The sequence below is a fragment of the Dictyobacter halimunensis genome (assembly GCF_036245075.1).
In genome coordinates this window covers 314,529-338,697 of sequence record NZ_BSRI01000001.1, presented here as the reverse complement: position 1 = coordinate 338,697, position 24,169 = coordinate 314,529, and the positions used below count along the sequence as shown (strand labels likewise).

Sequence of the window (24,169 nt, the reverse complement as noted above, 5' to 3'; positions counted from 1 at the left end):
ATGAATTGCACCTCCTTTCACTATGCCGGATCTTCAACCGCCGCCCGGCCCGTATAGTCCTTCAGATAGAGAGCTGCCAGTAGCGAGATCAGGGCCATCACGATCAAATACAGGGCGATGAGTACCCATGCTGGATAACTGGCGTTGAAGGGTTGCGCCCGGCTGAGTAGATACGTCGCGATGATTGGGGCGGGCCCCCCGGCGATGATTGATGCGAGCTGATAGCCAAGGGTGGCGCCCGTATAGCGAAATTGCGTTGGAAAGCGTTCCGCGATCAAGGCCGCCTGAGGCCCGTAGAGGCAGGCATGGCAGCCTCCCAGCGAGAACGCGATCGCCAGCATGATCAACACGGGATTGCCGGTATTAAAAAATAAAAAGTAAGGAAAGGCCCAGGCGCACATCAATAGCGCCCCATAGATGGTGACCAGCCGCCGCCCAAAGCGATCCGAAAGCGCACCCGCGATTGGAATGGTAACGCAGGCCACCAGCGCGGCCAGGATCAGACCTCGATAGAGCAACGCGGCCTCCCAATGCAGCGTCGCGACGCCATACGAGAGCATAAAGGTCGTAAAGATGTAGAATGGCGCCTGCTCTCCCGAGCGCACCAACGCGGAGAGCACAATTTCTCGCCAGTAGCCGCGCCATACCTGACGCACGATACTCTGCGAACGTTGCTGTTCCTGAACGCGTAAAAAAGCGGTCGTCTCAGGGATGCGTAGTCGGATATAGAGTCCTACCAGCAGCAACATTGTGCTCAAGAGAAATGGCATGCGCCAGCCCACGCTTTGGAATGCCTCCCCGGGATAGAGATTTTTAAAGAGCAGTAGTGAAGCGACAGACAGCCCCAGACCTACAAAGGCTCCCGTCTGTGGCCAGCTGGTTAAGAAGCCCCGCCGTTGTGGATTGCCAAACTCCATCGTCAGCAGGACCGAGCCACCCCATTCACCGCCGACCCCCACGCCCTGTAAAAAGCGCAGCAGCGCCAGCAGCAGCGGAGCCAGTACTCCAATTGTCTTATAGCCGGGAAGCACACCGATTAACATCGTCGCGATGCCGATCAGGAGCAGCGTGGTGGCCAGCGTTGGTTTGCGTCCAACCCGATCACCAAAGCGACCAAAGAAGACGCTGCCCAGCGGTCGCGCTACGAAGCCCACGAAATTGGTCGTAAACGAAGCGAACACGCCCGTGTAGGAATTGAGTCCCGGAAAGAACACAGCGGGAAATACCGTCACGGCCAGAAAACCGTAATAGAAAAAATCTAACCACTCGATTGCGGAGCCGATCGTGCTGGCCGCGATGATTGGCGCCATCGACTCATCTCTGGTGGTATCCTCAGCGGTATCGAAACGCAGAGTTGTCATTGAACCTCCTTGTTTTGCATACTGCCCTTAGGATACCAGCTTATTTCGATTTTTCTATGGTGCAATGGGTGCGCAACTGCGTACCCATTGCACCATGTGAGCGCCGTAGGCGCGAATCTTTCGCTTTTGAGATATGGGTCGATGATCGCTTTGCATAAGGGTAAGTATACGGGTGGTGAGTAACAAAGCCGTAAACGGAAGATAGGTTAGCGTAAACAAAAATATAAATATTCTGGAGGTAGTCGAACAAAGAGTTGAATTGCTTGTCATATTGACGCATACTATAACCACTAAGGCACAGTTTCTTGAGCGAGGCCAAACCATGCTAAAAATACTGGAACGCAAAATCACCCTGCAGCTACTCGTCTTTTATGGCCTGTTTGTGATTCCGCTGGTGCTTGGCGGAGCCGAGCTCTATTTCTTTCAATACGATGCTCTGCAGCAGAGCGCGCAGCAGTCGGACCTGAGTCTGGCTCAGGCTCTGGCTCAGGATGTTGAGACCTATGTGCAGGGAACGGTGAAGGAGGCTCAGGAGCAGGCCCTGAGTCCTGCCGCGTCTCAGCTCAATCTTACTCAGCTTGCCGCGCAATTTAGCATCTCTACCCGCGTCCATTCCGAGATTGGCCAGTATCGCGTCTACAGCGCAGCGGGCAAGCTACTGCTCACCTATCCACAGTCCAGTTCCAGTCAGCCTCCAGATGCCAGTATCGCCTCGTATTTGCGCCAGTTGTATGATTCCCATCAGGACTATCTACTCGTAGGGCGCAGCGATCAGCTGACCCATAGCTATAGCGTGGCGCTGGCGACTCCCATCATCAACAACCAGCATCATCCGGTCGGAATAATCATGCTGACCCTGCAGCAGCAACAGTTAGATCCCCATCTGCGATCCGTGCAGGGACAGGTGCAGAACAGCGGCGCGATGCGCATCTGGATCATGGATAAACAGGGCATCTCTATCGTCAACGCGCCAGGGACGTCCGCCAGCGTTCCCCTGGTGCAGAGCATCCCCGGTCTGAGTAATGCCCTGCATGGTAAGCCGGGCAACGTTATTGCCAGGGAAGAGGGGCGCGACTGGCTCTATAGCTACGTGCCGATTCGTGAAACCGATTGGACGGTCGCGGTTGGCCGACCGGTTGATGAGACATTTGCCACTGTCATCAGCTTTCAGCATAGCCTGATTCTGGCCCTGATCATGCTGCTGGTTGGTGCCAGCGTCTTCTGGTTTGTTATGCATGGCTGGGTCGTGGCTCCCATCTCCCGATTGGCTCAGGCAGCGGCCCTGATCAAGCCGGACCAGGCCAGGAAGGTGACTGATCACCGCTTGCTGGTGCGCGAGAAGAGTCGTAAAGACGAGATCGGGCGGCTGATGAACGCCTTCTCCGAGATGGAGGAGGAGATCCATACGCTTTTTCGCAAAAGCGACGAGCAGAGCTATACACGTCTACAAACGCTGGATGCTCTGCTGGGGAGCATGGACGAGGGGGTACTGCTGGAAGACCCTGCCGGAGAGGTAGTCTACGCCAATCAGCGCTTCACGCAGTTTGTTGGTATGTCGACTCCTGGCATTGACGAGGACGCCTTTCAGCGCCAGCAGCTGATGGAGCGCATGGAGGCTTTGATAGAGAAGCCAGAGGTATATCGAGAGGCATTGTACCATGCCGAGGGCGACAGTGGGCCTCAGACGATAGAGTTTCAGGTACATGGCTACTACAACCAGCTCGGCCAGCTCGTCCCCTCGCGGCGTCACATCCGCATGCGCCTGTTCCAGGTACGCGATAAGGCTGGCCAGGTTATCGGGCGCGGCAAGCTCATGCGTGACGTCACCCGGCAGAACGAGGCTGAGCGCGTCAAGCAGAATCTCCTGGCCATCGTCTCGCATGAATTGCGCACGCCTTTGACCTCTATCAAAGGTTATGCCACCAGTCTGCTGGAGACTGACATCGAGGTGGATGAAGCCATGCAGCGCGACTTCTTGCTTCGTATAGTTGAAGAGGAGGACCGCATGGCTGAGCTGGTGACTAGCTTGCTGGAGATGTCACAACTGGAGGCTGGCACCCTCAAGCTTTCCCCGAGTCTGTGTCGACTGGATATTTTGTTGAACAGGGTCATCGAGAATGACGAGAACAGGCAGCTTCAGATACGGTTCTCACTACCTGAAGAAGTGCCAGTCGTCTATATAGACCAGCGCCGTATCGAGATGGTCCTGCGTAATCTTCTGGAGAACGCCAGGCGCTATGCGGGCGCGCACGCCAAGATAATCATTGTCGTGCGCTACACGCAGGAAACGGGAGAGAACGGGATCTGTGTTAGCCTGGAGGATAATGGTCCTGGTTTGCCATCTGATCTGACCGAGCGTATTTTTGAGAGCTTTTACCAGGTCGATAGTGGACGCGAGCGCAGCAGCAGTGGCGTTGGACTGGGACTGGCTATCTGCCGTGGGTTTGTTGAGGCTCATGGGGGGCGTATCTGGGCCGAGAACCGCGCCGATGGCGCGACCGGCGCCATCTTCCATATCTGGTTGCCGGCGCGTTTGCTCCACCAGCCCAATGCGCCGTCGCGCCCCTTCAAGCTGGAAGAGGTCTTTTAGCACACAAAGAAAGAGTGTCAATGTATGCCACAGGAAAAGCACATTCTCGTCGTCGATGACGAGCCGGGCATCCAGGATTTCGTGCAGCGCAACCTGGAGCTACGATCCTTCAAGGTCTCGCTGGCCGACAATGGGCTAGAGGCCCTGGCCCTGTTTGAGAAGCACAATTTCGCGCTGGTCATCCTGGATATCATGATGCCACGCATGGATGGGTTGGAGGTCTGCCGACGCATTCGCCAGAGCAGCACCGTCCCGATTATCATCCTGACCGCCCTGGGAGAGGATGCTGATAAGATCGCGGCCCTTGAGCAGGGCGCCGACGACTATCTGACCAAGCCCTTCAGTATCGGCGAACTGATGGCGCGCATTAAGGCGGTCCTGCGGCGCAATCACTGGGCCGACCATCCTATCTCAGTAGGGACGCGCCGCTTCGGCAATCTGGAGATCGACTTTGAGCAGCGGCGCACCTGGAAAGATAGCACCCTGGTCAAGCTGTCGCCAACCGAATTTGATCTGCTGCAAGAGCTTGCTCTGCATCCTGGCAAGATTTTTACCCACGAGGCCCTGCTCAGGCGCGTCTGGGGTGCCGAGTATCGCAGCGAGGCCGAATACCTGCGCGTCTACATCGGTCGCCTGCGCCGCAAGCTTGAAACGAATCCTTCTCAGCCCGCCCATATCCTTACTGAGCCCGGTATTGGCTATTATATGGTCGGCTAACCTTTTCTGGAAGTTTTGCAGCTACATGTCTCCTTCATGATTCGCATGTGATCCGCGATAGCTTGACAATGCGCATCTAAATATGATACATGACTCACATGTCATATTTAGATGCGATGGGGCAACGATGCTCGACATTTGAACCATGAAGGAGACATGAAGCCATGGAATACATTCCCGAGGAGAGCGCATTACTGTGGGAAGCGCCGGAGGAGGTAAAGCAGCGAGCCAATCTTACCGATTATATGCGCTGGCTGAAGCGCGAAAAAGGTTTGCAGTTGGAGACGTCTGAGCAACTGTGGCAGTGGTCGGTTGACAGGCTGGAAGATTTCTGGGGCTCTATCTGGCAGTACATGCGGATACAGGCATCCGAGCCCTATACGCAGGTTCTTGCGGCGCGCCAGATGCCGGATGCGGAATGGTTTACAGGGGCTCGCCTGAACTATGCGGAGCAAGTATTTCGGCATGCCACCTCGAATAGGCCAGCCTTGCTGGTACGTTCTGAGTCTCAACCCCTGCGCGAGGTCTCCTGGCAGCAACTGCAGCGACAGGTTGGCTCGGTCGCTAATGGGCTGAAGGCTATGGGAGTCGGCGTGGGGGATCGTGTTGTCGCCTATGTGCCAAATAGTGCCGAGGCGGTGATCGCGTTTCTGGCCTGCGCTAGCATCGGAGCTATCTGGTCCAGCTGCGCCCCCGATTTTGGCACCAAAAGTGTGGTGGATCGTTTTCAGCAGATCGAGCCATGCGTGCTCTTTGCCATCGACGGCTATCGCTACGGCGGCAAGGTGCTGGATCGGCGCTCAACGGTGGCGGAACTGCGCCAGGCACTCCCGACGCTGCGCAAAACTATCATTATCCCTTCTGTTTATGCCGCATCCGAAACTGGTAGCGATCCCGATACACTGCTATGGGATCAGCTCCTGACCTATGATGAGACGTTGACCTATGCTCAGGTAGCCTTTAACCATCCGCTCTGGGTGCTTTATTCTTCGGGAACGACCGGGCTACCGAAGGCGATTGTGCAGAGCCAGGGTGGTATCATGCTGGAGCATATCAAGTTTTTGCACCTGCACATGGACCTGAAGCCGGAAGATCGTTTCTTCTGGTTTACCACCACCGGTTGGATGATGTGGAATCTGTTGGTCGGCGGTCTACTGGTCGGATGCACTATCGTGCTCTACGATGGCAGCCCAAACTATCCCGATATTGGCGTTTTATGGGAGCTGGTGCAGGAGGCTGGTATCACCGTCTTTGGAACCAGCGCAGGTTACCTGACTGCCTGTATGAAGGCCGGGATTACGCCAGCTCAGACCTATCAGCTAATGCGCTTGCGTGCCCTGGGCTCAACCGGATCGCCCCTGCCGCCGGAAGGCTTTCACTGGGTCTATCAGGCGGTCAAGCAGGATCTCTGGCTGGCTTCGATCAGCGGCGGTACCGACGTCTGTTCGGCCTTTGTTGGTGGCTCTATTCTACTTCCAGTATATGCAGGCGAGATCCAGACCAGGGCGCTGGGTGCTAAAGTAGAGGCATTTGATGAACAGGGACGCTCGGTGGTGAATGAAGTCGGAGAACTGGTCATTCGTGAGCCATTGCCCTCGATGCCCATCTATTTCTGGAACGATCCACAGGGGCAACGCCTCCACGATAGCTACTTTGCCGCCTATCCTGGCACCTGGCGTCATGGCGACTGGATACAATTGACCGATCGAGGGAGCGTGATTATCTCTGGTCGCTCGGATTCAACCATCAACCGTAGAGGCATCAGGATGGGCAGCAGCGAGATCTATCGCACGGTGGAAGATTTGCCTGAGGTGGTCGATAGCCTGGTGATCGGTGTCGAGTTGCCCGGCGGTGCGTACTACATGCCACTATTTGTCGTCTTAAAAGACGCGCAGCCGCTCAGCGAAGAGCTGATCAAAAAGATCAAAACGCGCCTGCGTTCTGCGATCTCACCCCACTATGTTCCCGACGCTGTGATAGCGGTTCAGGAGATTCCGCGCACCCTGAGCGGCAAGAAGCTAGAGGTACCGATCAAAAAGCTGTTTCAGGGCCAGTCTCCGGAGAAGGTTGCCAGCCGCGATACCCTGAGTAATCCATCCGCCCTCGACGAGTTTATCGTCATCGCAACCCAATTTCGCAGTACTCTAGGAGCGGTTGCGGGTAATTGACATCCTGTCATGATCCATAACCACTCCCTTGACAATATGGGCTTTTATCTGATATATGAATCATGTGTCATGTCCTTGTAATGTGGCAACTGTATATCCTGCCTGTTTAATCTATTCCAGAAAGTATTTTGTCGACCTTCTTTAGCCTGATCCTGTATTCGCTCATCGTTGAGCGGCGTTTGCAGCTATCCGCACGCCGAGGCGGCGGATAGCTACCTCATAACACATGGTTGTGAGAGAGGGGCTTTCATGTCGAAATTACTTCGTAGCCTTGCAGCCCTGACGGCACTGGTCCTGATGTCCGCACTAATGTTTACTGTTCCGTTTCTACAGAAGGTGCATGCCAGCAGTGGCACTTTTACCCAGTACACCTACAATGGCTCGGCTGGTAGTCGTCCCTATTATGTCTATACCCCCGCCAATTACCAGGTTGGTGCCGCTGTTCCTATGGTCGTCATGTTGCATGGATGTACGCAAAACCCGACCGATTTCGCCAACGGCACGCAGATGAATGCACTGGCGGACCAGAAGCAGTTTATCGTCGTCTACCCACAGCAGACCAGCACCTATAACTCGTCCTCGTGCTGGAACTGGTTTCAGACCGCTGACCAGGCGCGTGGTAGTGGTGAGCCAGCCATCATCGCCGGGATCGCTCAGACGGTAGAGCAGACTACCTCGCAGTGGACGATCGACAGCAACCGCGTCTATGTGGCAGGAATGTCCGCCGGAGCTGCTATGTCGGTGATTATGGGTGCCACCTATCCAGATATCTTTGCTGCTATCGGCGTACACTCCGGACTGGAATACCAGGCCGCGACCTCGTTGACGGCGGCGACCACGGCGCAGTCGCAGGGTGGACCCAGTCCGACGCAGCAGGGGCAGGCCGCCTATAACGCCATGGGTAGCGCCGCCCGCGTCGTGCCCACCATCGACTTCCAGGGGCAGAGCGATTACACCGTCTATCCGGTCAATGGCGACCAGGTCATCCAACAGTGGATGCAGACAGATCATCTGGCCTCCAACGGCACATATAACGCCAGCTTCAGTAGCCCCTCGACTAACACTAACGGCCAGGTGTCCGGTGGCTACTCCTACACCGTACAGACCTGGAATAATAACAGTGGCAGCGAGATCGAGGAGTACTGGAAGATCAGCAGCATGGGCCACGCCTGGTCGGGTGGCAGCAGCAGTGGTTCCTATACCGATCCCAAGGGGCCCAGCGCCACCAACGCCATGTACACCTTCTTCATGAACCATCCCAAGAACGGCCAGAGCCCCACTCCGACGCCAACCAGTACACCGACCAACACCCCTACACCGACCAATACACCAACGCCCACCCCGAGTGTCACACCAACGCCTGCGCCGACCCATAGCATCACCCTCTCATCCCTGGCTGCCGAGGATGGCTATATCTATCCCAATGATGGCGTCCCGATGGGTTCGCTGGCCTATCTGCAGGCCGGCTCGACCTCGCTTAACCAGGCCGAGGTCAGCATCGTCTCGTTTGACACCAGCAAGATACCGGCTGGCTCGACCATCGTCAGTGCCACGCTGACCCTGTACCGCTACGATCCCTATTACTACCAAGGGGACCTGGGCTCGATCAGCGCGGATATCTCACCGCTGGGTGGGTTCAACAGGAATAATGCCCTGGAACAGGCGGACTACAACGCCAGTGCCGGGCAGACCAACGTTGGCTACTTCAATGCCGTGCCTACCCAGACCAATCAAGCGACCAGTGACAGCATCACCTCCAGTGCCTTCCCATACATCAATCTGAATGGGCATACCCAGTTCCGTGTGCACTTCCAGAAGGCCACTAACAACACCTATCAGATGGATGTAATGGATTTCTACAGTGGTGACTCCGGCGGCTCCTATGTGCCCGTTTTAACGGTTCAATATCGCTAAAAAGTGATAAACTGTACTCTGGTATCGATGGTACCTAATACCATCGATACCAGCCTAAGAGCTTGATTTGGTGATTATTAAGCCGCTGCTATATTGCTTGAGCAATGGCTGATGGTTACTCGTGCATGCTTTCAATGTCGGAGAGGCGCTTGAGGTGTGAGAGTGGCGAGAGGAGTAGCCAGAGCCAGGATAACAGGATCCCTATCGCACCTATCAGGAGCGTTTGTGGCATGCCAAGCTGCTCACCCAGCACGCCCCCGAGCAGCGCTCCAAGCGCCACCGCGCCACTGACCAGCAAGGAATAGACCGCGTTGATGCGACCGCGCAGATGATCGGGAATCATGATCTGCCGCACGCTACTAACCTGCACATTGCAGATCGTATTGCCGATGCCGCGAAAAAAGAATGCCAGTAAGATGCAGGTCACCGACCCGATGGTGTTGCCGATTAAAGCAGTGAGTGGAATGAGCAGCGTGGCGAGATCGCTGATAAGCTGTGCTCCGATCATCGTTCTACCAACCCCTAGCTTCGCGGACAGGCGCTGCGTGAACAGGGCGCTCAGCAGAGCGCCAGTGCTGCCAATAGCAAAGATAAAGCCGATGAGCAGAGAGCTAAAGTGCAGTTGCCGAATCGCGTATAGTATCAGAATTACCTGCATCATTTGCCAGAACAGGTTATGTGTTCCGGCCTCACCGGCAAAGGCGCGCAGATAACGATCTTTTCCAGTTAAGCGTAGCCCCTCGCCGATCCTGTGGAAGATGCGTAGCGATCCCTTCGCGGGTAAGGATATTGGTTCTGGCTGGCGAATGAAGAGAAGGGTAAGACCTGAAAAGAGAAAGGAGGCTGCGTCGACCAGGATAGCCAGGGGAGCTGTGATCAGTTGCACGAGCGCGCCGGCTAAACCGGGCCCTGCCAGTTCAGAAAAAGATCCGCTGAGGCTTAATTTACTGTTGCCATCCAATAACTGTTCTGAGGAGATCAGGCGCGGAAGGTAAGCCTCATAGGCCAGTTTGAAGAAGACGCCGAGTACGCCAGTCGATAGGGTAATGAGAAACAGGTACTCTATGCGCAGCTGACCTAGCAACGCGAGCAGGGGAATCAGTCCCAGCAGGGCCGCTCGTCCCAGGTTGGCGATGATCAGCAAGCGACGCCGTGAGGTATGATCAACCAGTAAACCCGCGAAAAGTGGAATAACGAGGAAGGGTGCGAAAGTGGCCGCGTTTAATATCCCCATCTGAAACGGTGTGGCCTTTAACAGGAGAATCGCCGTCAGCGGCAGTGCCAGCGTCGTCACCTCCGATCCTAGCAACGAGACCGTCTCTCCTATCCAGAGCTTCATAAAATCGGCATGGTGCCATAAGGCTTCCGTGCGCGTACCATGTCGTGGGTGTGTGGCTCCCTGAACCATTTTTGCCCTCTTTCAAATAAAGCTTTATAAAACCATCTATTTAATATATACCGGTTGTTAAAGTAATCAGTTTCAGTTGGATGTATAAGAAAATTAACTACTAAAACTGATTTGGATGGTTATATAGAAGGATAGATTATATGGATGATCTTGATGAATCTATTAGTCAGGAGAACGGCAGACCAAAGATGCCGCATCGCCTGGGCGGCCTGCTCTGTCTCGATTTCGTCAACACGGTAGATCCACGTCATAGTCAGCAGCGGATTGAATATCTCACCAGCTATACCAATCTGGTTGTCTGGGGGAGCTCGGTGGACATCGTGAATGCTAATGAAGAACAGTGGTTGCTGCAAGAAGCGGAGCAGCATCCAGCCATTGCAGCCATCACGCTGCAGCGGGCGCATATGTTACGCGAGGCGCTCTATCGTATGTTTTCCGCCTACATAGAGAAGAGAGCTGTGGGTCAGCAAGATCTGGAGGTGTTAAATGTGACGCTGGCCGAGGGAATGGCCCGCGCTCGCATTCGCCCCGAGTCCGAAGGCTTTTCCTGGACCTGGGATGATAATCGGTATAACCTTGATCGCATGCTCTGGCCGGTGGCACGCTCAGCTGCTGAATTACTCATTGCTCCAGAACTGGTCAACATCAAAGAGTGTCCGGGAGACGATGGGTGCGGCTGGCTATTTATAGATGCCAGCAGAAACCATCGTCGGCGCTGGTGTGGGATGAAAGAGTGTGGCAATCGCGCTAAAGCCAGGCGTCATCATGAACGCCAGGCAGAGCAGAGAACATAGCCGCAGTTTCAACTGGTTATTCAGAAGCTGGTTTTGCGTCTATTGAATCGCGCAGGCCGGCGTCCGTCAGAGCCTGGTGAAGCTTTTTCTGACCGTTTGGTCCAAAGCCATGCAACGATGCCAGTTCTTTTGCGCTGACTCCGGCTACCTCCTGGAGTGTGTGGTAGCCAGCCCCGTGTAGCGCTCGTACTGCGGGCGCGGCAAGACCAATATCTGCTACTGGTGTAGAAGCGGTATATTTCATCGGCTTATATCCTTTTTGTAGTAGCTGGTTACAGGAGAAGATCGACCACCTATGAGAGATCCGTTTCTTCTATTTCCTGCTCATCATAGCATGGAAAAAAGGAAAAACTTCTCCCATCTTGCGCAAAAAAGATACGGCTTGCTTTGTGAGATATGAAGCGATTGCACCATATCTCACAAAGCAAGCGCTACAAGTGCGAGACTGTGCGGGGACCCTCAGGCGATGAAGGAGCGTATGGCCTCTAGCGGCCCCGGCTCTATGTTGAATAGCAGGGTGTAGTGGTTGAGAGTTGGGAAATTTACGAGCTGGCTGTTTTTGATTGATTGGTGCATAGTAGACGCGGCCGCTTCGGAGAGAATCTGATCGCCGGGCGACAACAGTTGCTGTCCAGCACGTAGAATCAAGGTGGGTACCTGTATTCTGCCCCATTGCTCTTCGGGCCTGGCCTCGGCATAGTTTAATCCCTCCTCCAGAATACCTTCTCGATAGCTACGGGAGATTACCGATCCATCGTCTTGCCGCTTTACATCATGCTCGAAGTAGACATCTACATATTCATTCCAGTAGGGTCCAAGGAAAGGGGCCGCCTTCAGGCGTTGAATGTATTCTTGATACGATGGGACTGTCGTCCCCAGGCGGTTGATGGCTGCTGTCAACCAGGCTGGTTGATCCTCGACCCTGCTCCAGGGGAGGGGGCTCCCCATCGGCCAGGATCAACTGGCTGAGTTGTGTTGGGTAGTGGGCCGCGAAATAGAGGGAGACCAGCGCGCCAAGTGAGTGTCCAAGGACGATGGGTCGTTCAAGCTCCAGCGCACTGATGAGCGCGGATAGATCAGCGGCGTGGATGGGTACGCTATAGCCATGTTCTGGCCGGTCGCTTTTACCGCGTCCGCGCAGATCGTAGGCAAAGACGCGATGGTCACGTGCCAGATCTTCAGCGATGGCCTGAAAGAAGAAGGCGTTAGCCGTCAGGCCATGGGCGCAGACGATGGCGGGTCCCTTTTCACCCCACTGGACATAATGGTGAGTAAGCCTGCTGGTAGTTACAAAGGTATCACTGACAGGTTGTGTAGGCATAGATTTGACCCCTTAGAAAAATAACAAGGCTGGAGGATAGGAGGCTATGGGAGCAAGATATGCGCTCAGGTGCGCATATCTTGCGAGACTCTTGTTATGGCCAGACCTGTGAGGCTTTGATAAAGTCGCTGGCTGGCGTGAGCTGTGAGTTCTTGATCTGCAGGAACATGAAATCGCTAACGCCGCCGTGCTGGTCGGGCGTCCAGGTCAGACTAGGGCCAAATCCAGTGTCGTAGTTATTGAAATCGTGATCCAATGCGTTGCGCAGACTATCGCGGGTCAGATTCTTGCCCGCTTTACTCAGCGCATCTGAGAAGATCTTAGAATTGATATAGCCATAGAACTTGTACGCGCTAAACACCGGGTCGGATGCGGTGGCTTTGAGATACTCCTGACCGACCGGTGATGTCGTGCTGGTATAGCCGCTGACGTACGTACCTTCTCCTGCGGAGCCCAGGACCTTGGCCCAGGAGTTATCGGCCATGGGGTAGTTGGCCAGATAGCCCATAGATGGGTGATAGCCCTGGCTGGCAGCTGTCGCAATGAACTTCGCCGTGGGACCGGGTAGTCCATTGAGGACGATGACGTCGGTATGCTTGCTCTTTAAGGTCTGGACCGCTGCCGTAAAGTCGGTCTGGGCCGCGTTGTATCCCACCGAAGCGACCAGCTGGGCGCCATTTTTTTGCAGCTCTTCGCCCAGGGTGGTTTTCTGCTGCAGGCCCAGCACATCATCTTCGTATAGCAGGCCAACCGTTTTCGCGTGCTGCTTATTGGTCAGATAATAGCCGATGACATGACCTTCATCCCCATAATTGGGCTGTGTCATCCAGACCCAGGGTAACGCTTTTCCCTGCGCATCCTTGAACTTTGAGCCGCCACCAATGGGATCAACCATCGGGATACCCTTGGGATTGGTGTAGGTCTCGGCGACATTGGCATTGCCCGAGCCACAGACCTGGAACAGCGCGAAGGCGTTGTCCTGCTCAAACAACTGGCGTACCGCGCCCTTGGTTTTGGTCGAGTCGCCATCGTCGCTTACCTGCACCAGTTTTATCTTGCGACCGTTGATGCCGCCAGCCGCGTTGATCTTATTGAAATAAAGCTGGTCGCCAGCCAGAATAGGCGCGCAGATCACCTTCAGCGGACCTGTCGTATCTAGCACCGCGCCGATGGTAATCGTGTCGTTGCTGACACCGGGTACGCTGGCCGCCGATGTGTTTGACGCTCCATTGCTCCCGCATGCCGCCAGTGTAAGCAGGGCCACCGCAGCTATCAGCAGCGCCGCGTAGCGTTTCCCGATCCGCAATCGTGCAAAAAGATCCATGCCGTCTTTGCTCCCTTTGTTAACACCACATCTATGTGGTCAGGAATATGATACATGAGTCATGTTTCACATATAACCGATATGTATCTGAAATGTCAAGGGGGAGAAAAAACATCTCTTGACAGCAGGGTTATCTTCATGGCATGATACATAAGACATGACTCACCTGTCATGTTTGCGCTAATGAATGGATTTATAGCCGACGGGGGCAGATGCAATGGTCGCATTTTTGCAAGTCGTCATAGCGGGACTGGTAACAGGCAGTCTGTACGGGCTATTAACACTGGGGATCGTTTTGATCTACCGCACCACGGGGGTGCTGAACTTTGCTTATGGGGCCATCGCCGCCCTGTGCGCCTGTTTAATGTATATTCTAGTGACGGGTCTACGGCTCAATTTCTGGCTGGCGCTGTGCCTGACTCTGATATTTGCGCCGCTGCTCGGAATTGTATTGGAGCGTGGTTTTGCTCGTCCCGTCCTGCATGCACCTGTATTTACTAAAGCCATCGCTACCCTGGCGCTGGCACTGGTGCTGGAGACAGTCACCCAGGCCCTCTGGCCGCAGCTGGCCGAGGTGCAGCACTTCTCAACCCCATTCGAAGGCCAGGCTCTTCACCTGGGGGGACTCTATATTTCAGCTATCGACCTGGTCATCCTGGTGGTCACCACCGCCTTGATGCTGGCCTTGAACCTCTTCCTGATGCACACGCGCTTAGGGATCGCCATGCGCGCCATGGCCGATAGCATCCCGGCGACGCGTCTGATGGGCGCATCCGTTGGACGCATCTTCATGCTGATCTGGGCCCTGAGCGCGTTGCTAGCGGCGGTCTGCGGTATTCTACTGGCGGGTCAGAACAGCCAGATCGATGTGCAGTTCATGAATCCTATCCTGCTGCCTGCGTTTATCGGAGCCGTGCTGGGTGGGCTAGACAGTCTACCGGGTGCGCTCATTGGTGGCATTCTCGTCGGACTGGTCAGTAATCTGCTGGCCTACTTTCTAGCCGGACATACACTCGGATCACTGGATATCAGCAATCCGGCGATGCGCGACACATTGATCTTCGCCGGTTTTGTGATCGTATTGCTGGTTAGGCCACAGGGATTGCGCGGTCGCGCGCTTCTGCGGCGTGTATAGCAGAGGAGTGCAGAAACTATGGCACAGAAGCCAGCCATGGATCAGGAGATAGCTATACAGCCAGAGTCACGCAGGAAGGCCGCTTCAGGCTTAGCCTTTTTACGTCGTCCGCGCTGGCTAGTCAGCATCGTTGGTATCCTCGTGCTTATTGTACTGCCGATGATCTATGACCAAATATTTGGGTTCAGCTCCGGTTTCCAGTTGCATCATGTCTCACTGATCGGCATCTTTATCCTGGCGGCGCTGGCGCAGAACATCCTGACTGGCTACGCGGCCCAACCCTCGCTGGGCAACGCCGCCTTCTTCGGTGTCAGCGCCTATATTCTGACCTGGCTGTGCAGCGATCTCGGCCAGCCCTATTTGGTGGGCATTCTGGCGGCGGTGCTCGTTTCTGCCGTGCTGGGCATCGTGGTTGGCAGTCCGGCCCTGCGTATCTCGGGCGCGCACCTGGCGGTAGCCACGTTGGGACTGGTGACGACCGTTGGCGCGCTGCTGAATTTCTGGGATACCACAGCGGGTCGCCAGAACTACGATCTGAGCAACTTGCCAGACTTCTTGAACGATGATCATACGCTCTACTATGTTATTTTCGCCATCGTCGTTATCCTGCTCTCCCTGAGCTATCACTTGCTGCGTTCGCGGGTCGGACGAGCCTGGGTGGCGATTCGCGACAACGAGACGGCGGCCGAAGCCTTTGGCATCAACCTGACGAGCTATAAGTTGCAGGCCTTTGTGATCAGCGCCGCCATGACCGGACTGGCTGGAGCCCTGTACGCTACCTGGGCCACCACCGCCTCATCGAGCATGTCCAGTGCTGACCAGACCATCGCCTTTCTGGCCATGATCGTTGTTGGTGGGCTTGGCTCCCTGGTTGGTTCAGTCCTGGGTGCCATCTTTGTCGGTTTCCTGCCACTATTGCTGGGCCAGTTGCCAAGTCCCATGAGCATCGGTTCGTTTCAGCTGCAGATCTCGACCCTGTATACAGGTATCTACGGGCTCCTGTTGCTGCTCGTTCTGATCTTCTTTCCCAGCGGATTGAGTAGTCTGGGCTCCCGCGCTGGTGGCTGGCTGCAGAGAGGCCAGAAAAGGGAGGGTGCCAATGACTGAAGCTGTGCCGACACATCACTTGCTGGAGATTCAGAATCTGACCGTGCGCTTTGGCGGCCTGACAGCTATTAATGAGCTGAACCTGCAGATTCATGAGGGCGAGGTTTTCGCCCTGGTGGGTCCCAATGGAGCTGGCAAGACTACGGTCCTTAACTGTATCAGTGGACTGATCAAGCCTGCGGCTGGCAGCATTCGGTTCGCAGATCAAGAGTTGTTGAGCTTGCCTGCCCATAGAAGGGCCACGCTCGGCATCGGGCGCACCTTTCAACAGCTGCAGCTGTTCGGCAGCATGACCGTGCTGGATAATCTGCTGACAGCGCAGCATACGCGTTTGCGCGCGGGCATCCTCTCCGGCATCCTGCCCTTTGGACCGGGTAAACGCGAGGATGCCGGAGCTCGCCAGCATGCTCTGGAGACCCTGAAGCTGTTGGGACTGGAGAGCTATGCCCGGCGTCCGGCGGGCTCGTTACCCTTTGGAACGCAGAAGCTGATCGGTGTGGCGCGTGCTCTGGTACTGCATCCGCGCCTGGTATTGCTCGACGAACCGGCGGCGGGTGTGCCTCCCCAGGATGTGCAGGAACTGGCCACCCGACTGCGTTACTGGCAAAAAGAGGTGGGCACGACGCTGCTCCTGATCGAACACAATATGCGGCTCGTGCAGGCAGTATCCGACCGAGTCTGTGTGCTGGATTATGGCAAGAAGCTGGCTGAGGGTGATCCAGCCACCGTGTTGAGCGATCCCGCTGTTTTGGAGGCGTACCTGGGGCGTGCAGCCAGCAAAAAGGTACAGCAGGAACAGCTCTCACAGGGAGGTTCGTATGCTGAAGGTTGAGCAGTTGCATGCTGGGTATGGCTCGCTGGAAGTGCTGCATGGCGTTTCATTCGAGGTTGCGCAGGGATCCATCGTCGCTATCTTAGGCTCCAATGGGGCTGGCAAAACTACCCTGATGCGCGCGCTCAGCGGGCTGATTCCGGTCAAATCCGGCCGTGTCGAGTTCGCGGGCCAGCCATTGGGGCGGCTTTCGGCGGAAAAACGACTGCGTGAGGGGCTGGCCCTGGTACCGGAAGGGCGCGACCTGTTTGGCTCCCTCACCGTGCGCGAGAACCTGGTAATGGGGGCCTACACGCGCCGCTCGCGTGCCGAGATGGAGCAGGATATTGAGCGCATCCTGGATCTCTTTCCGCGCTTGAAGGAGCGCCTGCATGCCCATGCCGCCAGCCTGAGTGGAGGCGAGGGCCAGATGCTGGCGATCGGGCGTGCTCTGATGTCTCATCCACGTCTGCTCCTGCTCGACGAGCCGTCGCAAGGGCTGGCTCCGATCATCGTCGAGACCGTCTTTGATGTTATCGAGCAGTTGAATAAGGCGGAAGGGCTGACCATCGTCCTGGTAGAGCAGAACGCCCACCAGGCCCTGGAGGTGGCCCATGATGCTTATATTTTACAGGGTGGCAGCATTGTACTTAATGGCGAGGCGACAACCCTGACCGCCAATTCATCCGTACAAGAACTATACATGGGTGGATGAGCATATTTATATTGATAGTCTTACGGGCTATTTCTTTACCGTCAACGAGAAGGAGTCTTTGTTGCTATGACTAGCTTGAGTGGAAAAGTAGCTATTGTTACCGGGGCGGCCTCCGGCATTGGCCTGGCGATCGCCCAGGATCTGGCGGCCCAGGGAGTGAAGGTCACTCTGTCGGATGTGGACGTCGAGCGCGGCAAGGCGGCCACCAGCGAGCTTGCGGGTGCGCGTTTCCAGGCCGCCGACATGTCCTCGGCGCAAGATGTACAAGCGCTGGTCGAGTCCACGCGCCAGGCCGAGGGGCCGGTAGATATCCTGGTCAATAACGCCGGTATTCAGCATGTGGCGCCGATTGTGGAGTTCCCCGAAGAGAAGTGGCGCCAGATTATCGAGATCATGCTGACCGCGCCTTTCCTGCTGACGCAGGCGGTTCTGCCTGACATGTACGAACGCAGGTGGGGACGCATCATCAATATCGCCTCGGTCCATTCCGTGCGCGCCTCCGCCTTTAAATCCGCCTATGTGACGGCCAAGCATGGTCTGCTTGGTCTGACACGCGTTACCGCGCTAGAGGCCGCCGAATATGGTGTTACCTGCAACGCCATCTGTCCCTCCTATGTACGCACGCCGCTAGTTGAGAAGCAGATCGCCTCGCAGGCCAAGGTCCACGGCATCCCGGAAAGCGAAGTGGTCGAGAAGATCATGGTCACCGAAGGCGCCATCAAGCGTTTGCTGGAGCCTGCCGAGGTCGCTCAACTGGCAACTTTTCTCTGCAGCGATGCCGCCAGTGCCATCACCGGCAGCGCGCAGATGATCGACTGCGGCTGGACCGCCCACTAGGGCATTATAAAGGATCGAGTGCGCGCTTCCTTATCACGAGCATATGCGTCGATGCAACAGCGGTTCGCGAATTGCTGTTGCATCCAGCTTGCTTGCGCCGAGAAAGCGCATGAAGCGCGCGAATCCACGGGCTAAAGCTTCCGCGAAAACCTCATCGCTGCCAAGGGTTTCATCCTCCAGCCACAGGCCCAGGATAACAAAGGTGTTGGTCAGCCGATCGAGTTTGCTGTCGAAGCGACCGATGAGTCGGTCGCCCCACAGGATCGGCAGCGTGTAATAGCCGAATTTGCGCTGGTGCTCAGGCTTGTATACCTCCCACACATAGTCGAAATCAAATATTACTTTAGCTCGGCCGCGCGCGCTGACATGATCGAGTGGCGCGAGAAAGACAACCTCTTCTTTCGTGTTCGTCTCCAACGGCATCCAGGCCAGCGGCACACGTCCCGCGTTCAAATCGTGCAGTATGGTAATGTCGCTCCCGAGAGCGTAGTGTATCATTTTCCAGCCTTCAACGCGCACCTCGACGATATCGCCATCGGCTACCATCGTCCCAAGCAACTTTTTTGCAGCGCTAGCTGGATCACCGCGCCGAAATGAATCACTCGTACGGCTGATCCGCGACAGACCACCAAAGCTGATGTCCTTTTTGAGTAAGAATCGATCCGCCTCGTCGTCGCTGCTCTCGCGGATAAGATATGCGGGCGCGACCTTTTCGGTAAGCGCATATGCGCGCTCAAAACGGTCGCGATGATGCGTCATCACTTCACCTGTGCACCACAGATAATACAAAGCCAGCGCGCTGTCTTTGCGACCGCGATAATTTTGCGTGCGGGTGCGAGTCGCCATGGCGAAGTCACGGTTGCTCACCACGCCACGTTCGCGCAAGACGGCGCGCATTTCGATGATGGCATCAGCGTGGTCGCGGGCAATAGCGGGGAGCCGCAAGCCGCTATTGCGTTCGCGGCGCATGACAACGCGCCAATATGGCAGTTCATCCATCGCTCGGACAGCTAGCCAGCTACCCCAATCGAAGAACTTGCGTTGCTGATACGTTACGTTTTCCCATATACCAGGCGTGTAATCGAGCACGCGGCTGTGCAGCATGATATCCTGACTGCGAGCAATGATGTTCAGCGGATCGAGTTGCAAATACTCCATGGCATGCATGGCCTGTTCGGTTCCCTCGATACCGCGCCAGCGCCGTCCGGGCCACAGGCCCTGCTTACCGAGGATGAAGCGACGGGCCGTTTCAATGTTGATGGTTAACATAATGACCTCTACAAATATTGGCCACTTCCCAATCGCCGGAGCGTGATGGGATGCGTACCGCAGGTTTTGCGGTATGTAGGTGGGATTCTTTTTCAGCCGGGCAAAATTGGAAGGCGAACGGAGAGGTGCTTTCCTATGTTACCTGAAACTCTTTCACCAGTTCGGTTTTCATTATCTTGCCCATGGCATTGCGGGGCAGGGCCTCCACGATGCGAACGGCGCGAGGAAGCTTGTAGCGGGCGAGTTTCCCCGCACAAAAGCTCAGGACCTCCTCTGGGGTGACGCTGTCGGGAACGCGGGGCACGATTACCGCCAGTCCCACCTCGCCCCAGCGCGGGTCAGGTTGTGGAATGACCGCCGCCTCCAACACCCCCGGATGGGCGATGATCACGTTTTCCACCTCGGCTGGATAAATATTCTCGCCACCGGAGATGAACATATCTTTCTGGCGTCCAACGATATAGTAGAAGCCGTCCGCGTCCCGGCGCACCAGGTCCCCTGTATGCCACCAACCATCGCGGTAGACGCTGGCCGTGGCCTCTGGTTGCTGCCAGTAGCCAGAACAGACGTGTGGCCCGGCCAGGATCAGCTCCCCAATCTCGCCGGCTGGTACATCATGATCGAATTCATCCACGATGCGGGCCCGCGAATGGAAGACGGGATGTCCGACCGAGCCAGCTTTGCTGACGGCATGTTCGGGGGCCAGGCTAAAGCAGTTCACCCCCACCTCGGTCAACCCATACCCCTGGCGAAATCCCAGACCATGCTCGGCGTAACCCGCGATAACGCGCGGCGGACAAGGGGATCCACCGGTAATAAAGAAGCGCACGGAGGAAAAGTCGCAACCGGTGAACGCTGGATGCTGCAACATCTGTTGAAAGACGGTGGGGACCGCGAACACAACCGTACAGCGCCGTCGCTCGATGACCGACATGATGGCCTTGGGCGAGGAGCCGCGCAGCAGCACGACGGTTCCACCCAGGTGATAGAGGGGAGTCGTCAACACATTGAGGCCGCTGGCATGGAAGAAAGGGGCAAAGGTCGGCACAATATCTGTGTCGCGCAGTCCCCAACTGATCTGAGTATTGATAGCGTTCCAGGTAATCATACGATGTGAGAGCAGCACCCCTTTGGGCAGGCCGGTTGTGCCCGAGGTGTAGAGTATGAGGGCTATCTCCTCGCCATGTGTCGTGGTAAAAGGGTGGACCTGGCTGGACAGGTCGGCCTGTTCACCGGGAAATTTATCGAAGGCGAGCAGAGAGCGAACCTGGCAAGTACGTTGCAGGGACCGAGCCAGTTCCGCATGGGCGGAGTCATAGAGCAGCACCGCTGGTTGGCAATCGTTCAGGATGATTCCCAACTCATGTACGGTCAGGCGCCAGTTGAGTGGAACCAGGATCGCTCCCAACAGTGCACAGGCAAAAAAAGCATCCAGGTACTCAGGTGCGTTGAAGGCTACGACCGCTACACGCTCCCCCTGTTGCAGATGATACTGCTGCTGGAGATAAGCGGCCAGGGCACGGGCACGTAGATTGAGCGTGCGATAAGTAAAATGTGACTCAGTTTCCTCATCGATCAATCCCACTTTATGAGGACTGAGAAGTTCACGGTGCGCCAGCCACTCGCCAAGGGTAATGAACGCCATAGATCACCTCCGTATCGAACCACATTGTTCTTTGTTGAATCTCTTCTTTGATATTGTATAAGAAATGGGTCAAATCTTCTACTGTTCTCACAATTTGTGATAGTCGTATAAATTGCCATATAATGTGTCCTGAAAGCTGCATATTTCGAGCCCGCGACCCTGGACCTCCGCTCTCGCGTTGATCTAAAAAGTATTTGTTGAAGAGGCTGAACTGTGTACGCGGCCGCTTTGATCCACATACCAGAGAGATAGAGCAGGTATTGTATAATATGATACATGACCCATGTATCATATTATAATGAAGCTAAAGGGAAGATGATGAGTAAAGGCAATGAGACCGAGAATCCTTTGATGCCCGTCACAGCGCGTGGAGAGGCGACGCGACGCAAGATACTGGACGCCGCCGAAGAGGTCTTTGGCGAACTGGGGTATTACGAGGCCAGCATCTCAGAGATTACCAGGCGCGCGGGCGTCGCGCAGGGCACTTACTATATTTATTTTCATAGCAAGCGTACCATCTTCGAAGAACTGGTCACCGATATTGGCGAGCGCCTGCGGGCAGAGATGCGTGTAGCTATCGCGGGCGCGCCTGATCGCATCGAGGTTGAGCGGCGCGGTTTCCGGGCCTTCTTCACGTTTGTCGCCAGGCATCGACGCATCTACAGTATCGTCCAGGAGGCGGAGCGTGTGGCGCCCGAGGCGTTTTATGCCTACTACCATAAGATCAGCCAGGGTTATGTACGCGGCCTGCAGGAAGCGATGGATGATGGCACTATTCGCAAACTTGATCCAGAAGCGATCGCGTATACATTGATGGGTATCGGTCACTTCATCGCTCTGCGCTGGTTAATCTGGCCTCCCCAGGGTGGACAAAAAGTGAATAATGATGAGTTGCCAGAGAGCGTCTTTGAATCCATGATAGAATTTATCTCCAACGGCTTATCCGCCCACATCCCTAGTTAGAGCATTTGCATGTTTTGAGTTTCAATGTAATTTATACTTTAAATGAGAAGAATGAGATTTTAGGGATATTTTAGTGCTGTGCGCATAATGACAAATTAGATGGTATGTGTTGATCAACAAGAACCGGCGGCCGGGCTACGTGGAGGGAGTGATGTGATGAAGCATATGGTACTGATTGAGAAGCCAGTAACCCTGCAATTAACGAAGCGGTTGATCGACTGCCAACCATTGATGTTGGGGATACTGGCCTGTCTGGGATTGCTACTCCGGATATATGGTTTAAATTGGGACCAGGGAAAATTGTTTCATCCTGATGAGCCTTTTATTGTTTCCCATGCCTTGAGCGTCGCGTGGTCTGCGAGTGTGGCTCAATTTTTTGATCCGCTGCGATCGCCACTCAATCCACATTTCTTTGCCTATGGTTCCTTCCCCATTTATCTACTGTCCCTGCTTGGGCACGCTATTGCGCTCTTCTTTCCTGATTTTTTTACCTACACTAACCTCAATCTTGCCGGACGCTGTATCTCGGCAATCATGGATAGCGGCACTATTCTTATTACTGGTCTGCTCGCATACCGGTTATGCATATATGATCGGTACGCTATCCTTTCACCGCGTGCGGTGTCAACAGTGGCTACGCTGCTGGTCGCCTTTTCGCCGCTCCAGGTGCAGCAGTCACACTATTGTACGGTAGATGTGATGCTGCTTTTTTTTGTGACACTGACCCTGCTGGGCTGCGTCACTCTGGTGGAGACGCGGACGCCGCTGCGCGTAGCATTGTTGATCGGGTTTGGATATGGTTTGGCCCTGGCCACCAAAACCAGCGCCGCTCCCCTGGTGGTTCCGGTGGGGATCGCGCTGCTGCTGCGTTGGTGGCGAGTGCGACGTGTAACTGTCCTGGTTGCTCTGGTGATGGTAATCCTCGCGACCTGCCTGACCTTTATGTTGTCGATGCCATATGCTCTGCTGGACTGGCGTATTTTTTTGCAGCAGGTGATCGATCAAGGAAACATGTCTACAGGTAAGGCTCTCATGCCCTACACCATCCAGTTTGAGGATACGATCCCTTACCTCTATGAGATACAGAATATCTTTCTCTGGGGACTGGGTCCAATGCTGGCACTGAGTGCTGGTGGTGGTCTGCTCTGGCTGATCTGGAGGGTCGTAAAGAGGCGGGTCGGATGCTGGTTAATCATGCTGTCCTGGGTACTGATTTATGGTGGTATGGCGGGGGACCTCTACGTGAAGTATGCGCGCTACATGCTACCGCTCTACTCAGCGCTGATTATTATTGCAGCGGCGTCTTTGGCTGCTCTGGCTACTACTATGCGCACGAGCCAGAGAACCTCTACCAACCAGGCTCATGTAGCGATTCCAGCCTATGCTTTAATCGGACTGGTCTTGCTGACAACGATTTTTCAGGGCCTGGCGATGGCCAACATTTATAGCCAGCCCAGCACCTTAATCCAGGCATCCCATTGGATGTTTACACACCTCACGCCTGGTAGCACCATCATCTATGAACAGGGCGATGTCATTATACCGGTCGCGACCGACAATCATAATCCTCAGCAAGAATTTCACCTCGCTGTGTCAGGTCTGGATATGTATAGCTATGATAATCCTGCAAAGATCAGGGCCCTGACAGCCGCGCTGGCTAACAGCAATGTGCTCATAATGACATCAGACCGCTGGGATCAACCGGCGATGCGCCTGCCCCAGCACTATCCTGTTACCAGTCACTATTATCACATGCTCTTTCAGGGCCAACTGGGTTTTCGCCTGGCCGCTCGCTTTGAAAACCATCCTCATCTGTTGGGGATCACCTTAAATGATAGCGACTCCGATCCCAGTTTCTCCATTTTTGACCATCCCACTGTACGTGTTTTTGTGCGTGATCCGTCGCTGAGATATAGCACCTCTGAGCTCTACCACAGGATACTCCGGGACGCACCTCCAATGCCTTTCTCGTAATCGACTTGTGAATCGACAGATGAATCAAAGCGCATTTTTCGTTTTATAACTACCGAGAAGATAAATTGTATAGAGAAAAAGAAAAGCGAATACTAAAGAGAAGGAGGACAGACGAC

The 24,169-nt window shown here is 55.2% G+C and carries 20 protein-coding genes; 12 read left to right on the top strand and 8 right to left on the bottom strand.

What is annotated here, in order from left to right; all coding sequences use genetic code 11:
- Positions 1-20: 20 nt before the first annotated feature.
- Positions 21-1,361: an MFS transporter gene (locus tag AABA21_RS01475; RefSeq protein WP_338247099.1), complete on the bottom strand. Its 1,341-nt coding sequence runs from the start codon at positions 1,359-1,361 to the stop codon at positions 21-23.
- A 322-nt stretch (positions 1,362-1,683) separates the two neighbouring features.
- Here AABA21_RS01475 and AABA21_RS01470 point away from each other — a divergent pair, with 322 nt between their 5' ends.
- From AABA21_RS01470 to AABA21_RS01455, 4 genes are all read left to right on the top strand, one after another.
- A complete protein-coding gene (locus tag AABA21_RS01470) occupies positions 1,684-3,951 on the top strand; it encodes an ATP-binding protein (protein WP_338247097.1) in 2,268 nt (755 codons plus the stop codon).
- A gap of 24 nt (positions 3,952-3,975) precedes the next feature.
- Positions 3,976-4,668, top strand: coding sequence for a response regulator transcription factor (locus AABA21_RS01465; protein WP_338247095.1), 693 nt, complete (start codon positions 3,976-3,978; stop codon positions 4,666-4,668).
- A 164-nt stretch (positions 4,669-4,832) separates the two neighbouring features.
- Entirely contained in the window at positions 4,833-6,836 is a 2,004-nt protein-coding gene (locus AABA21_RS01460; protein ID WP_338247093.1) for an acetoacetate--CoA ligase, read from the top strand.
- A 249-nt stretch (positions 6,837-7,085) separates the two neighbouring features.
- Positions 7,086-8,750, top strand: a complete 1,665-nt coding sequence (locus AABA21_RS01455) for an extracellular catalytic domain type 1 short-chain-length polyhydroxyalkanoate depolymerase (protein ID WP_338247091.1) — start codon at positions 7,086-7,088, stop codon at positions 8,748-8,750.
- Between the two features lie 115 nt (positions 8,751-8,865).
- On the opposite strand, the gene AABA21_RS01450 is transcribed toward AABA21_RS01455, so the two are convergent.
- Positions 8,866-10,158 (bottom strand): MFS transporter, encoded by a 1,293-nt coding sequence (locus AABA21_RS01450; protein ID WP_338247090.1) that lies wholly within the window; start codon positions 10,156-10,158, stop codon positions 8,866-8,868.
- 140 nt (positions 10,159-10,298) lie between these two features.
- Here AABA21_RS01450 and AABA21_RS01445 point away from each other — a divergent pair, with 140 nt between their 5' ends.
- Entirely contained in the window at positions 10,299-10,952 is a 654-nt protein-coding gene (locus tag AABA21_RS01445; RefSeq protein WP_338247088.1) for a CGNR zinc finger domain-containing protein, read from the top strand.
- 16 nt (positions 10,953-10,968) lie between these two features.
- Here AABA21_RS01445 and AABA21_RS01440 read toward each other — a convergent pair whose 3' ends face one another.
- The 4 genes from AABA21_RS01440 to AABA21_RS01425 form a co-directional block, all read right to left on the bottom strand.
- Positions 10,969-11,196 carry a helix-hairpin-helix domain-containing protein gene (locus tag AABA21_RS01440; protein WP_338247086.1) on the bottom strand — a complete coding sequence of 76 codons (228 nt, stop codon included), beginning with the start codon at positions 11,194-11,196 and terminating at the stop codon, positions 10,969-10,971.
- A gap of 215 nt (positions 11,197-11,411) precedes the next feature.
- The gene (locus tag AABA21_RS01435) at positions 11,412-11,852 is read right to left on the bottom strand and encodes an alpha/beta fold hydrolase (protein ID WP_338247082.1); all 441 of its coding nucleotides are present in this window, start codon (positions 11,850-11,852) and stop codon (positions 11,412-11,414) included.
- Positions 11,752-12,273, bottom strand: coding sequence for an alpha/beta fold hydrolase (locus AABA21_RS01430; protein ID WP_338247081.1), 522 nt, complete (start codon positions 12,271-12,273; stop codon positions 11,752-11,754). Before AABA21_RS01430 ends, AABA21_RS01435 begins: the two co-directional genes overlap by 101 nt.
- A 94-nt stretch (positions 12,274-12,367) precedes the next feature.
- Positions 12,368-13,597: an ABC transporter substrate-binding protein gene (locus AABA21_RS01425; protein WP_338247078.1), complete on the bottom strand. Its 1,230-nt coding sequence runs from the start codon at positions 13,595-13,597 to the stop codon at positions 12,368-12,370.
- Positions 13,598-13,814: 217 nt separating this feature from the next.
- Between AABA21_RS01425 and AABA21_RS01420 the strand changes: the two genes are divergently transcribed.
- The 5 genes from AABA21_RS01420 (at position 13,815) to AABA21_RS01400 (ending at position 18,202) form a co-directional block, all read left to right on the top strand.
- Positions 13,815-14,732, top strand: a complete 918-nt coding sequence (locus tag AABA21_RS01420) for a branched-chain amino acid ABC transporter permease (protein WP_338247076.1) — start codon at positions 13,815-13,817, stop codon at positions 14,730-14,732.
- A gap of 18 nt (positions 14,733-14,750) precedes the next feature.
- Positions 14,751-15,839, top strand: coding sequence for a branched-chain amino acid ABC transporter permease (locus tag AABA21_RS01415; RefSeq protein ID WP_338247074.1), 1,089 nt, complete (start codon positions 14,751-14,753; stop codon positions 15,837-15,839).
- Entirely contained in the window at positions 15,832-16,671 is an 840-nt protein-coding gene (locus AABA21_RS01410; protein ID WP_338247071.1) for an ABC transporter ATP-binding protein, read from the top strand. The genes AABA21_RS01415 and AABA21_RS01410 overlap by 8 nt, the downstream gene beginning before the upstream one ends.
- The gene (locus AABA21_RS01405; RefSeq protein WP_338247069.1) at positions 16,658-17,365 is read left to right on the top strand and encodes an ABC transporter ATP-binding protein; all 708 of its coding nucleotides are present in this window, start codon (positions 16,658-16,660) and stop codon (positions 17,363-17,365) included. Before AABA21_RS01410 ends, AABA21_RS01405 begins: the two co-directional genes overlap by 14 nt.
- A 66-nt stretch (positions 17,366-17,431) precedes the next feature.
- A complete protein-coding gene (locus tag AABA21_RS01400) occupies positions 17,432-18,202 on the top strand; it encodes a 3-hydroxybutyrate dehydrogenase (protein ID WP_338247067.1) in 771 nt (256 codons plus the stop codon).
- A 33-nt stretch (positions 18,203-18,235) separates the two neighbouring features.
- Here the strand turns inward: AABA21_RS01400 and AABA21_RS01395 are convergent, their stop codons facing one another.
- Together AABA21_RS01395 and AABA21_RS01390 are read right to left on the bottom strand one after the other, a co-directional pair.
- Complete coding sequence (locus tag AABA21_RS01395; RefSeq protein ID WP_338247065.1) at positions 18,236-19,471, bottom strand: winged helix-turn-helix domain-containing protein; 1,236 nt, start codon at positions 19,469-19,471, stop codon at positions 18,236-18,238.
- 133 nt (positions 19,472-19,604) lie between these two features.
- Entirely contained in the window at positions 19,605-21,116 is a 1,512-nt protein-coding gene (locus AABA21_RS01390) for an acyl-CoA synthetase (protein WP_338247063.1), read from the bottom strand.
- Positions 21,117-21,431: 315 nt separating this feature from the next.
- Between AABA21_RS01390 and AABA21_RS01385 the strand changes: the two genes are divergently transcribed.
- The gene (locus AABA21_RS01385) at positions 21,432-22,079 is read left to right on the top strand and encodes a TetR/AcrR family transcriptional regulator (protein WP_338247060.1); all 648 of its coding nucleotides are present in this window, start codon (positions 21,432-21,434) and stop codon (positions 22,077-22,079) included.
- A 156-nt stretch (positions 22,080-22,235) separates the two neighbouring features.
- Positions 22,236-24,053, top strand: coding sequence for a phospholipid carrier-dependent glycosyltransferase (locus tag AABA21_RS01380; protein ID WP_338247058.1), 1,818 nt, complete (start codon positions 22,236-22,238; stop codon positions 24,051-24,053).
- The last annotated feature ends 116 nt before the right edge of the window (positions 24,054-24,169 follow it).